This is a genomic window from Streptomyces solicavernae, assembly GCF_029968095.1.
Classification (GTDB): domain Bacteria; phylum Actinomycetota; class Actinomycetes; order Streptomycetales; family Streptomycetaceae; genus Streptomyces; species Streptomyces solicavernae.
Map to the genome: position 1 here is coordinate 63,763 of NZ_JASCIR010000018.1, position 12,152 is coordinate 75,914.

At 71.5% G+C, this 12,152-nt stretch carries 9 protein-coding genes and 1 tRNA gene; 7 read left to right on the forward strand and 3 right to left on the reverse strand.

Going from position 1 to position 12,152, the window contains the following annotated elements; all coding sequences use genetic code 11:
• Positions 1–4: 4 nt before the first annotated feature.
• From QIS99_RS20685 to QIS99_RS20695, 3 genes are all read left to right on the forward strand, one after another.
• Positions 5–1,447, forward strand: a complete 1,443-nt coding sequence (locus QIS99_RS20685; RefSeq protein WP_408909595.1) for an MFS transporter — start codon at positions 5–7, stop codon at positions 1,445–1,447.
• 88 nt (positions 1,448–1,535) lie between these two features.
• Positions 1,536–1,769, forward strand: a complete 234-nt coding sequence (locus QIS99_RS20690) for a hypothetical protein (protein ID WP_282515055.1) — start codon at positions 1,536–1,538, stop codon at positions 1,767–1,769.
• 3 nt (positions 1,770–1,772) lie between these two features.
• On the forward strand, positions 1,773–2,006 hold the full coding sequence (locus QIS99_RS20695) for a hypothetical protein (RefSeq protein ID WP_185026367.1): 234 nt from the start codon (positions 1,773–1,775) through the stop codon (positions 2,004–2,006).
• Here the strand turns inward: QIS99_RS20695 and QIS99_RS20700 are convergent.
• Positions 1,985–3,250 (reverse strand): glycosyltransferase 87 family protein, encoded by a 1,266-nt coding sequence (locus QIS99_RS20700; RefSeq protein WP_282515117.1) that lies wholly within the window; start codon positions 3,248–3,250, stop codon positions 1,985–1,987. The two genes, QIS99_RS20695 and QIS99_RS20700, sit on opposite strands and share 22 nt — an antisense overlap.
• 244 nt (positions 3,251–3,494) lie before the next feature.
• Between QIS99_RS20700 and QIS99_RS20705 the strand changes: the two genes are divergently transcribed.
• Positions 3,495–3,567: transfer RNA gene (locus QIS99_RS20705), tRNA-Ala, on the forward strand.
• 130 nt (positions 3,568–3,697) lie between these two features.
• On the opposite strand, the gene QIS99_RS20710 is transcribed toward QIS99_RS20705, so the two are convergent.
• Both QIS99_RS20710 and QIS99_RS20715 read right to left on the reverse strand, forming a co-directional pair.
• Positions 3,698–5,272, reverse strand: coding sequence for an NADH-quinone oxidoreductase subunit NuoF family protein (locus QIS99_RS20710; protein ID WP_282515056.1), 1,575 nt, complete (start codon positions 5,270–5,272; stop codon positions 3,698–3,700).
• A 43-nt stretch (positions 5,273–5,315) separates the two neighbouring features.
• On the reverse strand, positions 5,316–6,521 hold the full coding sequence (locus QIS99_RS20715) for a hypothetical protein (RefSeq protein WP_282515057.1): 1,206 nt from the start codon (positions 6,519–6,521) through the stop codon (positions 5,316–5,318).
• Between the two features lie 483 nt (positions 6,522–7,004).
• On the opposite strand from QIS99_RS20715, the gene leuS reads away from it, so the two are divergent.
• The 3 genes from leuS to QIS99_RS20730 all read left to right on the forward strand — a co-directional run bounded on the left by leuS (position 7,005) and on the right by QIS99_RS20730 (position 11,860).
• Entirely contained in the window at positions 7,005–9,884 is a 2,880-nt protein-coding gene (gene leuS, locus QIS99_RS20720) for a leucine--tRNA ligase (protein ID WP_282515058.1), read from the forward strand.
• A gap of 178 nt (positions 9,885–10,062) precedes the next feature.
• Positions 10,063–10,878 (forward strand): hypothetical protein, encoded by an 816-nt coding sequence (locus QIS99_RS20725; RefSeq protein ID WP_282515059.1) that lies wholly within the window; start codon positions 10,063–10,065, stop codon positions 10,876–10,878.
• A gap of 136 nt (positions 10,879–11,014) precedes the next feature.
• On the forward strand, positions 11,015–11,860 hold the full coding sequence (locus QIS99_RS20730; RefSeq protein WP_282515060.1) for a DegV family protein: 846 nt from the start codon (positions 11,015–11,017) through the stop codon (positions 11,858–11,860).
• The last annotated feature ends 292 nt before the right edge of the window (positions 11,861–12,152 follow it).

The window sequence follows — 12,152 nt, forward strand, 5'->3', positions numbered from 1 at the left end:
TGCCATGACGACAACCGCTGTGCCCAGTAAAGACCTTGGCACTGACATCGCGACCCCTGTGCGGCCCCGCAGACTCCTCGCGGTGGTGCTCGCGGCCCAGTTCATGGCGCTGCTGGACGTGTTCATCGTGAACGTCGCGGCGCCCACGATCCGCGCCGACCTCGCCGCCTCCGGCGCCGGCCTGCAGCTCGTGGTGGCCGGCTACACCGTCTCGTACGCGGTGCTCCTGATCACCGGTGCGCGGCTCGGGGACCGGTTCGGGCAACGTCGCATGATGCTCGTGGGGCTCGCGTTCTTCACGGCCGCCTCGCTGGCCTGTGGACTCGCCCAGAACACCGGGCAGTTGATCGGTTTCCGGCTCGCCCAGGGCGCCGGGGCCGCCGTGATGATTCCGCAGGTCCTCAGCCTGATCCAGCGCAACTTCACGGGCCACGCGCGCGTGCGGGCCCTCGGCGCGTACTCGGCTGTGCTCGCGGTCGGCGCCGCTGCGGGCCAGGTCGTCGGCGGCGTGCTCGTCGCGGCCGACCTGTTCGGCAGCGGCTGGCGGCCCGTGTTCCTCGTCAACGTGCCGATCGGCCTCGCCCTGCTGGCCGTCGGCGCCCGCGTGCTGCCGCGCGACGCCCGCGCACAGACCGCCCGCGGTCTCGACCTGCCGGGGCTGCTGCTGCTCGCCGCGGCCGTGTCGCTCTTCACGGTCCCGCTCGTGCTCGGCCAGGAACAGGACTGGCCGCTGTGGTCCTGGCTGTCGCTTGCCTCAAGTGCCGTGTTCCTCGCGGCATTCGCGGCGTACGAGAGCAGGCTCGCGGCCCGTGGTGGTGCGCCGCTGATCGCACCGCGCGTGTTGCGGATTCCCGGAATCGGCGCCGCAGTTGTGCGGATTCTGCTCGTGATGGCGGTGAACGCGGGCTTCCTGTTCGTGGTGACCCTGCACTTCCAGGCCGGCCTCGGACACAGCGCGCTGCGTACGGGGCTCACGTTCGCGCCGACGGCCCTGGTGTTCGGCGCGGTCGGGCTGACCTGGACGCGCTGGCCGCAGCGGCTCCAACGGTCCCTGGTCCCGGCCGGGTTCACGATCACCGCGCTGGCCGGGGCGGCGGTCGGCCTGCTGCTGCGCGACGGCTCCTTCGGCGGACCGTGGCTGTACGTGGCGTTCGCTGCGGTCGGCCTGGGCCTCGCGCTGGGCTACAGCCCGTCCCTGACCCGCGCGCTCGGCGGCGTACGCAAGGAGGACGCGGCGGACGCCAGCGGGCTGCTCGCGACCGTCACGCAGCTCGGCCAGCTCGTCGGCGTAGCCGTCTTCGGCAGCCTCTTCCTCGCACACCTCACCGACGCGGGCGCGGCCTCCGCCCGCCAGGGTTCCGCCGACGCCCTTCTGGTCGCCTGCCTGGCACTTGCGGTGACGGCGCTCCTGGGCGTCGTGTCCGGACCGGTACGCGCGCGACACTGACCCATCTGGCGGTCCGTGGCAGAATCGGGCGGGCCGGAAAGGGGGCCGCACGGCCGGCGAAGGGTGCCCGACGGGAGGGAGAAGCGCGATGCCTGCGAGCATCCTTGAGGAGGTCAACGACCTGCTCGACGTGGCCGAGGCGCAGGGCTACGACTGGTTGCCGGAGTACGCGCTCCGCTTCACCTGCCCCCCGTGCGAGTGTCCCGCGGTCCGCACGTCCCTCAACTGCCCGTCCTGCGGTTCCGGCCACGTCGCCCAGGTCCTCGGCGACAACGGCGGGATCTCCTACGTGTGCACGGCCTGCGGCCACAGCTGGAGCTGATCGATGGGTGCACACAGGCGGAAGTGCGACTGGTGTGGCAGCGGCACGCCGATCGTCCGCGACATGGAGCCGGTCAACTCCGAGTACCAGTACTGGTGCGAGGAATGCGCGCGGGCGCTGATCATAAAAGGCGACCCCATCGAGACGTACCGCGAGCTTGAGGGCGAACCGATCTACGGCAGGCTCCTCGATGAGCACTGCACGCTCAAGCGCTTCTATTCGTTCGCCAGGGCCTGAGTCCGCCGCGGCACTGGCACGCGCGCGTGGATCCTGTTTTCGGGCAGTCGGTTCTCGCGCAGCCGCCGGGCGGCCAGAGCGAGGAACGCGAGGCCGGCCAGCGTGTAACCCGCGGACAGCGTGAACTGCCAGGCGTTCTGGTCGAGTTCGGGGCGTGAGGTGGTGCTTCCCCCGGCGTGCGGCACCCACCACAGTGCGAACGAGTAGAACAGCACCGTCATCCCGGCCGTCCCGGCCCTGAGCCACGCACCGCGCGTACGACGTGTTTCGGCGGCGAGCAGGATCAGCACGGGCACGATCCACACCCAGTGGTGCGACCACGAGATCGGGCTGATCAGCAACGCGGTCACCGCACAGGAGGTGACCGCCCAGGCGGCCCGCGCGCGGAGCAGCGCGACGACCGCCACGGCGAGCCCGGCCACCGCGACGAGAGCCGCCGCCACGGTGTAGGCGGTGTCCGGTTCGGCGGTGTGCAGCAGCCGCGCCAGGACCCCGCGCAGCGACTGGTTCGCCGTGTCCTCGGCCTGTCCCGGGCGGCTCGCGGCGAAGATCATCTCCGTCCAGAACCGCTTCGAGTCGTACGGCAGGACCAGCCAGGACGCAGCGGTGACCGTCAGGAACGTGACCGTGGCGACCACGGAGCCGCGCAGCCACGTGTTCCACCACCGCTGCCCGCCGCGCGCGAGACGCACCGCCTGGACGAGGCCCGCCAGGGCCAGCATGACGGCGAACAGCGCGGGCGTGAGCTTGATCGCGGCCGCGAGGCCGATGCCGATCCCGGCCCAGCGGTTGCCGGGGCGGCGGGTCAGGTCCCACAGCACGAGCACGGCGAGCAGCAGGTTGATCTGCCCGTACCGCAGCGTCGTCCAGACCGGCTCGCACCACACGAGGAGCGCGGCCCCCCACAGGGCGGCCACGAGCCGCTGCCGGCGCCGCTCGACGCCGGTCAGGCGCAGCGACAGGTACACGACGGCCAGGACGAGCAGCAGGTTGAAGCCGGTCGCGAAAGTGCGCATCTCCGGTACGCCGAGCAGCGTCAGCGGCGTGAAAAGCAGGGCGGCGAACGGCGGGTACGTCGTCGGCAGTTTGTGGACGGTCGCTTCCAGGGCGTAGAGGTCGCCCCCGTTGCGCACCGTCCAGCCCTCGGCGCGGTAGACCATCACGTCCAGGAGCGTGACCCCGGCGAGGCGCTGGGCGACCCAGAAGGCGCTGAACGACGCCAGGCAGACCAGCAGGGCGGTCAGGAGCCGACGCCGGCCGGGACCCGCGGTGCTGCCGTCCGCAGGGGCCTCGGCGCCGTGTCCGGTCCGGTCCTGCTCGGGCCGTTCATCGGTGTTCGCGGCCGCTCGTCCCTGTGTGGTCACGCGTGCTGACAGTACCGGGTGGAGCGTCGTCGCCGGTGGGGCGGACAAACGATTTGGTGGAGCGGCGGGGGACCGGTACTGTTGTCGACGTCGCCGAGGGGAAAGCCCGGGCGGCGCACCGCAAGGGGCTATAGCTCAGTTGGTAGAGCGCTTGCATGGCATGCAAGAGGTCAGGAGTTCAATTCTCCTTAGCTCCACAGGAATTGGAGAGCGGGCCGTCCGAATCGGACGGCCTGCTCTCTTTTTGTGTACCGGTTCTGTGGTGTGCCGGTTCTCGATTCTCTTGTAGTGCCGGTCTTCTGTGGTGCAGGTCTCAGTGCGGCCTGTTCAACTCCGCCCGCTGTCCAGGGCCTTGCGGCCGAGCGGGCCGGGAAGGGCGGGACGGCCTGCGGAGGCGGTCCGTTCCAGGCGCAGGGCGAGCGCGGGACAGCGGCGTACGGCCCGCTGCGCACGGCCGCGCAGCTGCAGGGGCACCGAGGCGTCCGCGACCGCAGGGAAGCCGTCAGGGCCGAGCCTGATCAGCTCAGGCACGACGTCCGCACAGAGACCGTGCCCCTCGCAGAGCGTCCAGTCGACGGCGAGCCGCTCCCCGCTCGTCGTCCCCGGGGCGGGCGCACCGGCGGTCGGCAGCGGCAGTACGCCTCTGGTTCGACGGCCGCAGCCACCCCTCAGTACGTGCGCCGCGACGTCGTCCGCGAACGCCGCGAGCGTCGACTCGACGAAGCTCGCCGTCCCGTCCGGGTGCTTGCACGCGCCGCGGCCGCGTACCGCCGAGAGCACCTCGCGCAGCGCTTCGAGCGCGGTGGGGCCGCCGCCTGTGAGGAGGTCGGCGAGGCCGGCCGCCGCGGCGGGCAGGCCGAGGCGGCACGGACCGCACTGGCCGGAGCTCTCGGCGGCCAGCCAGTTCGCCACCCGCAGGGCCTCGCCGAGCGGGCAGGTCTCGGGGCCGATCGGCAGCACCGCGCCCGCGCCCAGGGCGCCGCCCAGCGACTCCAGGGCGGCGCGCGACACGATCGCGGCGTGCGCGGCCGTCGCGCCCAGCCAGCGGCCGTGGTAGCCGCCCGTGAGCACGCCCTGGGGCAGTGGCGGGGCGCCGGCCAGCCGCAGGACGTAGCGCAGCGGCACTCCTGCGGGCGCCTCGACGACCATCGGGCGGGCCACGGACCCGGACAGCGTCAGCAGGACCGTGCCGGGCTCGTCGCGCAGGCCGGTGTGGCGGTAGCGGGCCGGGCCCATCCGCGCGGCGACGGCGAGTTGGGCGAACGTCTCCGCGTTGGACAGCAGCGTGGGCGCGCCGCCGACCCCGGCGTCCGAGGCGCGCGCCTTGCGTCCCGGCGGCAGCGCGGGGCCGCCTTCCGCCGAGCGCACCAAGGCGGACGCCTCACCGGTCACCATGCGGTGTGGGTTGCGTTGGACACGCGCGCGTAGGGCCGCGTTTCGCCGGTTGGTGAGGCCGCGCTCGGCGAGGGCCGTGGTCATCGCCGCCTCGGTGGAGTCGCGCGTGACACCGATCACCAGAGTGCGGGCGCCCAGAGCCTCCGCGGCCAGCAGCGCGCCGTCGAGGACCAGGTGTGGCGCGCGGTTGATGAGGACCGTGTCCTTGCGGCAGGCGGGCTCGTCCTCGCTGCCGTTGACCACGACCACCGGGCGTATCCCACGGCCGATCGCCGCGCGTGCGACGGCCCGCAGCTTTCTGGCGAACGGAAAACCGGCGCCGCCGCGGCCGCGCAGCAGGACGTCGTCGGCCAGCGCGGCGAGCCGCTCACCGGCCATCGGTTCCAGCGGACCGTGCACCTCGAGGTGCATGGCCAGGTCGAGCCGCTCGACCAGGTCGAAGCCCGCGGTGAGCTGAGGGAGGCCGACGACACGCACTTCGGGGACGTCGGGGAGCGGGGCGTTCAAGGGCGGCCTCCTGGAGAGGGACGGCTCCCTGGAGAGCGGGATGTCAAGGACGGCCTCCTGTCGAGCCGGATGCGCTCCAGGGTTCACCGGACGTGGGCGGCCCGTAGGGCGGCATGTCCTTTTGAGAGGGGCGGTGAGGCGTGGCCTTTCTCGCGGCCTGGTGAGCCGTGACAGTCGGCGTCTCCCCGCTGTCGTCCGGGTCGTACGCGCGCGGTGTGTACGTGGGCGGCTCCTGGCCGGGGTGCGGGGCGCGGGCCGGCGGGGGCGGTGGCGAGGGGCAGGGCGTGGGCGGCGCGGACAGGGCGCGGTAGGCCGCCGTCATGTCGCTGCCGGGTGCCGGTGCGACGGGCGGCCTGTGCATGGTTTCGCCGAGCGGGGAAGCGGGCGGAGCGTGGCGGAGGCCGGAGGCGTGCGGGCCGGAACCGTACTCGTTCCCGTAGGGGTTCTCCCGCCCGCGCGGAGGCGGGTGCGGCGTCCAGCGGGGTCGTACGGGGATGTCGCCGGGCGGCGGGGGCGGTGCCGCCGAAGGGGGCTCCATTCCGGGCAGCGGTGCCTGCCTGCGCGGCGGCTCCCGGTGCGCGGACCGGCGCCCGCGCGGTGCCGGATCGAGCAGCGCCAGGAGGCGGCGGGCCACCTGGCGCTTGACCGGCGGGGGCGCCGAGCGCAGGGCGAGGGCGCCGGCCACGGCGACCAGGCACAGGCAGTACAGCGCGATGACGAAGCCGCTGGGCTCCCGGCCCGCGTACAGGCCGTGCACAAGCGCCGCGCACCAGGCCGGATAGGCGAGCGTGTGCAGGGCGCGCCAGCGGCCGGCGGCGTGGGCCGGGGAGGCGAAGGCGCTGCGCAGGGCGCCGGTGACGCCGGTGACCGCCATGAGAAGCCCCGCCAGGGCGCCGAGGCCGATCAGCACGCCCGTGCCGCTCAGACCGAGCGAGAACGGCACCAGGGCGCCCAGGAGCGACACATGGTCGAGCACCAGCTTCACCGTGCCGTGCAGCAGCAGGAAGCCGGTCGAGGCGACCGCAGTGCCCCGGTGCACGGCCTGGGCCAGCAGTCTGTGCCGGGTGGTGAGGAAGATCCGGTCGGAGGCGACCAGGCCCCAGACGACCGAGCAGGTCAGTGCGACCAGCGCGAGGACTCCGGTGGTGAAGTCCAGCGCCTCGCGCAGTCCGTCGCCGCCGGTGACGACGGTGAGAGGGATCAGGAGGAGCAGCGCGGCGACCAGGCCGCCGCGGACGGTGCGGCTCAACTCCGGTACGGCACCCGAGCGTTGATGTGGATCTCGAACGTGCGGAGAAGTTCGTGGAGGGTTCATGGGGTCACTCCGAATAGTTCGGCAAAGCGCGTCCCGGGCCGCATGCTAAGTGGCCCCGTACCGGCCAGTAAGGGGTTTGAGTTATTGCGCTGTTATCCGGTGGCAATCGGTCTGTTGTGTTGCCCCGATAGGCGCCGGTACGCCGAGTAACCGCAGGGGGCGGGCCCGCGGTGCAGGCGGAATGCGGGTGCTTCCCAAAGCTCGGTGCGACCGTCGTTGGCGCTGCGGTACCCTGACGCCATGCGTGCCGTACGCCTTCTGCTTAGCGAGCCGCGCTGATCAGTACCGACCACGGTCTTCCGAGGAAGCCGGTCGGAGTCAGCGCGGCGTCCCCTCCTGTGTGAGGGGATTTTTCATTTCGGCTGTACGTCGCAGCCGAAAGCGCCGGCAGAGACGATCGATGGAGCCTTAAGGATCATGAGCGAGACGAATTCTGCTGCCGAAGTGGCAGCGCCGCACCGCTACACGGCCACCCTGGCCGCGGACATTGAGGCACGCTGGCAGGACTTCTGGGACGAGAACGGCACCTATGAGGCGCCGAATCCGAGCGGAGACATGGCGGGCGACGCGTCGGTCGGCTCCCAGCCCAAGAAGTTCATCATGGACATGTTCCCGTACCCCTCCGGTGCGGGCCTGCACGTCGGCCACCCGCTGGGGTACATCGCGACCGACGTCTTCGCGCGCTTCCAGCGCATGACCGGGCACAACGTCCTGCACACCCTGGGCTTCGACGCCTTCGGCCTGCCCGCCGAGCAGTACGCCGTGCAGACGGGCACCCACCCGCGCGTGTCCACGGAAGCCAACATCGTCAACATGAAGGCGCAGCTGCGCCGCCTGGGCCTGGGCCACGACAAGCGCCGCTCCTTCGCGACGATCGACCCGGACTACTACAAGTGGACCCAGTGGATCTTCCTGCAGATCTTCAACTCCTGGTACGACACGGACGCGAAGAAGGCCCGGCCGATCGATGAGCTGATCACCCAGTTCGAGAGCGGCGAGCGCCCCGTGCCCGCCGACGAAAACGGCACCACGCGCGCGTGGTCCGAGCTGAGCCCGGCCGAGCGCGCCGAGGTCCTGGGCCAGTACCGCCTGGCGTACGCCTCCGACGCCCCCGTCAACTGGTGCCCCGGCCTGGGCACCGTACTGGCGAACGAGGAGGTCACCGCCGACGGCCGCTCCGAGCGTGGCAACTTCCCCGTCTTCAAGGCCAAGCTGCGCCAGTGGAACATGCGCATCACCGCCTACGCGGACCGCCTGATCGACGACCTGGACGGCCTGGACTGGCCCGAGGCGATCAAGCTGCAGCAGCGCAACTGGATCGGCCGCTCCGAGGGCGCCCGCGTCGACTTCCCGATCGACGGCGAGCGCATCACGGTCTTCACGACCCGCCCGGACACCCTGTTCGGCGCCACCTACATGGTGCTGGCGCCCGAGCACCCGCTGGTCGAGAAGTTCACCCCGGACGCCTGGCCGGAGGGCACGCACGACGTCTGGACGGGCGGCCACGCGACGCCCGCCGAGGCCGTCGCCGCGTACCGCAAGCAGGCCGCCACCAAGTCCGACGTCGAGCGCCAGGCCGAGGCCAAGGACAAGACCGGCGTCTTCATCGGCGCCTATGCGACCAACCCGGTCAACGGCGAGCAGGTCCCCGTCTTCATCGCCGACTACGTCCTGATGGGGTATGGCACCGGCGCGATCATGGCCGTCCCCGCGGGCGACCAGCGCGACTTCGAGTTCGCGCGCGCCTTCGAGCTGCCGATCCACTGCATCGTCGAGCCGACCGACGGCCGGGGCACGGACACCTCCACCTGGGAAGACGCCTTCGGCTCGTACGACGCGAAGATCATCAACTCGTCGAACGACGACATCTCCCTGGACGGCCTGGGCGTCGCCGAGGCCAAGGCGCGCATCACCGAGTGGATGGCGCAGCGCGGCGTCGGCGAGGGCACCGTCAACTTCCGGCTGCGCGACTGGCTGTTCAGCCGCCAGCGCTACTGGGGCGAGCCCTTCCCGATCGTCTACGACGAGGACGGCATCGCGCACTCGCTGCCCGAGTCGATGCTGCCCCTGGAGCTGCCGGAGGTCGAGGACTACTCTCCGCGCACCTTCGACCCGGACGACGCGGACACCTCCCCGGAGACCCCGCTGTCGCGCAACGAGGACTGGGTCAACGTCCAGCTGGACCTGGGCGACGGTGTCAAGACGTACCGCCGCGAGACCAACACCATGCCCAACTGGGCCGGTTCGTGCTGGTATGAGCTGCGCTACCTGGACCCGCACAACAGCGACAAGCTGGTCGACCCCGAAATCGAGCGCTATTGGATGGGCCCCCGCGAGGGCCGGCCGCACGGCGGCGTCGACCTGTACGTCGGCGGCGCCGAGCACGCCGTACTGCACCTGCTGTACGCCAGGTTCTGGTCCAAGGTGCTGTTCGACCTGGGCCACATCGCGTCGTCCGAGCCGTTCCACAAGCTGTTCAACCAGGGCATGATCCAGGCGTACGTCTACCGCGACAGCCGTGGCTTCCCGGTGGCGGCCGCCGAGGTCGAGGAGCGCGACGGCGCGTACTTCTTCGAGGGCGAGCCGGTCAAGCGCGAGCTGGGCAAGATGGGCAAGTCCCTGAAGAACGCGGTCACTCCGGACGAGATCTGCGCCGAGTACGGTGCGGACACCCTGCGCCTGTACGAGATGGCGATGGGCCCCCTTGACGTCTCCCGGCCGTGGGACACGCGCGCGGTGGTGGGCCAGTTCCGGCTGCTGCAGCGGCTGTGGCGCAACGTCGTCGACGAGGCCACGGGTGAGGTCACCGTGTCCGACACGGAGCCCGACGAGGGCACACTGCGGGCCCTGCACAAGGCGATCGACGGCGTCCGCCAGGACCTGGAGGGCATGCGGTTCAACACCGCCATCGCCAAGATCACCGAGCTGAACAACCACCTGACGAAGTCAGGTGGCGCGGTGCCGCGTTCCGTCGCCGAGCGCCTGGTGCTGCTGGTCGCGCCGCTGGCCCCGCACATCGGCGAGGAGCTGTGGCGCAGGCTGGGCCACGACGCATCGGTCGTCCTGGAGGTCTTCCCGGTCGCCGACCCCGCGTACGTCGTCGACGAGACCGTCACCTGCGTCGTACAGATCAAGGGCAAGGTCAAGGCGCGCCTGGAGGTCTCCCCGTCGATCTCGGACGAGGAGCTGGAGAAGGCGGCCCTGGCCGACGAGAAGGTCGTGGCGGCGCTGGGTGGCGCGGGCCTCCGCAAGGTGATCGTGCGTGCGCCGAAGCTGGTGAACATCGTTCCGGCGTGATGCGCCGGTGAGCCGTGCGTCCGGCTGATGCGCGGGTCGTGAACCGCACATCGGGCTGATCGGCGGCGCAGGGCAGGGATGTCCCCTACGGGCAGGTTGGGGGTTCGAAGGAACCCTCGGCCTGCCTGTCTGCGTTTACCGTGGAAGAGACCGTCGTCGAAACTCCCGGAGGCCCGCCATGGGTGAAGCGATCGCCGTACTGGCGGTGCTTTTCGCGCTCTTCGTGGTGCTGGGGGTGTTCGTCACGATCAAGGTCGCCAAGGCCGCCGCGCGCGGTGTGGACCGCACCATCGAGCAGGCCCGCCGCACGGTCGAGGACACCACCCTCAAGGCGAAGACGTACGCACAGCCCGGCTCCGCGGGTGAGCTCGCGCGGCTGCGCGTACAGCTGCGTTCGACGATGAGGGCCACCCAGGACGCCCTCGGCGCCGGCGCGAGGGAGGACGCCTCGCTGCAGGAGTCGCTGCGCCTCTTCGACCGCCTGAGCGCACACGGGCACGAGCTGGACCATGAGCTGAAGCGCCTGGAGCGCGACCCGGACAAGACCCGCCTCGCGCAGCGGCTGCCCGACCTCAAGGAGCGTACGGACCAGATCACGCAGGCCGCGGACTCCCTGCGCTGGGCCGCCCACGACCGTGCGCGCAACTTCGCCGAGGACGACCTGGCGGAGCTCGGCCGACAGATCGACATGGAGTCGGGCGCCCTGCGGCACTGGACTCCGGCCGGGGCTGAGGCGGGGGCTGGGGGTGAGGAGTCTCCGGGCTCGCGTCCGGCTGCCGCGCCCTCGTGGCCCGAGCCGACGCTCGTGGACGGGCCTGCGGCGCCGACCGAGCAGACCTGGCCCGACGGCCGGTCGGAGCGCTCGGAACACTCGGAGCGCTCGGAGAGGGAGGCGGGGAAGCCTGCCGAGGGCGGGCCCGAGGCGATCGAGCCGAGCAGACCGGCGCCCACGTACACGTGGCAGAAGGAAGCGAAGCCGGAGAGCACCACCTGAACCGCGAAGCGGTTTACGGGCGCCGAACTTGAGCAGGATCCGGTTCGGTCAACGTGCCACGCCGCAGGTGCGGCCGCTGATCGCCCCGAAGCCCCCGGACTGCCGCACGTGCGGTCCGGAAGGTAATCTCCAGCTCATGTCCCGCCATGTCGCGATCGTCACGGATTCAACGGCCTACCTGCCGCAGCGGGCGATCGAGCGGCACGGCATCACGGCGGTGCCGCTGACCGTGGTCCTGGGCGACCGAGCGCTGGAAGAGGGCACCGAGATCTCGGCCCGCTCGCTCGCCACCGCACTGCAGAAGCGCCGGCCGGTGACCACCTCCCGGCCGAGCCCCGAGCTGTTCGGCGAGATGTACCGCCGCGTCGCGGAGTCGGGCGCGACGGGCATCGTGTCGCTCCACCTGTCGTCGGAGTTCTCCGGCACGTACGACGCGGCGGTGCTGGCGGCCAAGGAGGCTCCGGTGCCCGTACGTGTCGTGGACACCGGCATGGTCGCGATGGCCCTCGGGTTCTGCGCCCTGTCCGCCGCGGAGACCGCAGAGGCCGGCGGGACGGTGGACGACGCGGTGGCCGCGGCCGAGAAGCGCGCGGCTTCCACCTCCGCCTACTTCTACGTGGACACCTTGGACTACCTGCGCCGCGGCGGCCGGATCGGAGCAGCCCAGGCGCTCCTCGGCTCGGCGCTCGCGGTGAAGCCGCTGCTCCAACTGGACAACGGGCGCATCGAGTTGCGGGAGAAGGTGCGTACCGCCGCCAAGGCCATCGCCCGGCTCGAAGAGATCGTGACGGAGCGGGCGGGCGTCAGCGCCGTGGACATCGCCGTGCACCACCTGGCCGCGCCGGAGCGCGCGACCGCACTCGCGGACCGCCTCAAGGAGCGCGTGCCGGGTCTGACCGAACTGCACGTCAGCGAGGTGGGCGCGGTGATCGGCGCGCACACCGGGCCTGGGCTGCTGGGGGCGGTCGTCTCGCCGCGGTAGGAGCTGGACCTTCTGCGCGTGGGGCGGTGTGGCTTGTGCGGGTGTGTGCGTTGCCTGGCTGCGGAGCGACTCGGCAGGGAGTGGTGTGACTCGTGTGGGTGACGGAGTTATCCACAACTCGCGGGTAATCCACAGGAATTGACCAAGATCAGCAAGTTCGTTCGGAGCTGCATAGCGTCGCGGACATGACTCCTCGATCGCCTCGCGCTCCTCGCCCCTCCGGTACCCCGCGCCGCCCGTTCGCCGCCGCTGCGACGAGCGGTCCGGGGCGCGGCCCGTCGTCCGACGTCCG

Excerpts from the sequence above, each read along its gene's own strand:
- leuS (WP_282515058.1), top strand. The coding sequence starts at position 7,005 with ATGAGCGAGACGAATTCTGCTGCCGAAGTGGCAGCGCCGCACCGCTAC.
- QIS99_RS20690 (WP_282515055.1), top strand. The coding sequence starts at position 1,536 with ATGCCTGCGAGCATCCTTGAGGAGGTCAACGACCTGCTCGACGTGGCC.
- QIS99_RS20695 (WP_185026367.1), top strand. The coding sequence starts at position 1,773 with ATGGGTGCACACAGGCGGAAGTGCGACTGGTGTGGCAGCGGCACGCCG.
- QIS99_RS20725 (WP_282515059.1), top strand. The coding sequence starts at position 10,063 with ATGGGTGAAGCGATCGCCGTACTGGCGGTGCTTTTCGCGCTCTTCGTG.
- QIS99_RS20730 (WP_282515060.1), top strand. The coding sequence starts at position 11,015 with ATGTCCCGCCATGTCGCGATCGTCACGGATTCAACGGCCTACCTGCCG.
- QIS99_RS20685 (WP_408909595.1), top strand. The coding sequence starts at position 5 with ATGACGACAACCGCTGTGCCCAGTAAAGACCTTGGCACTGACATCGCG.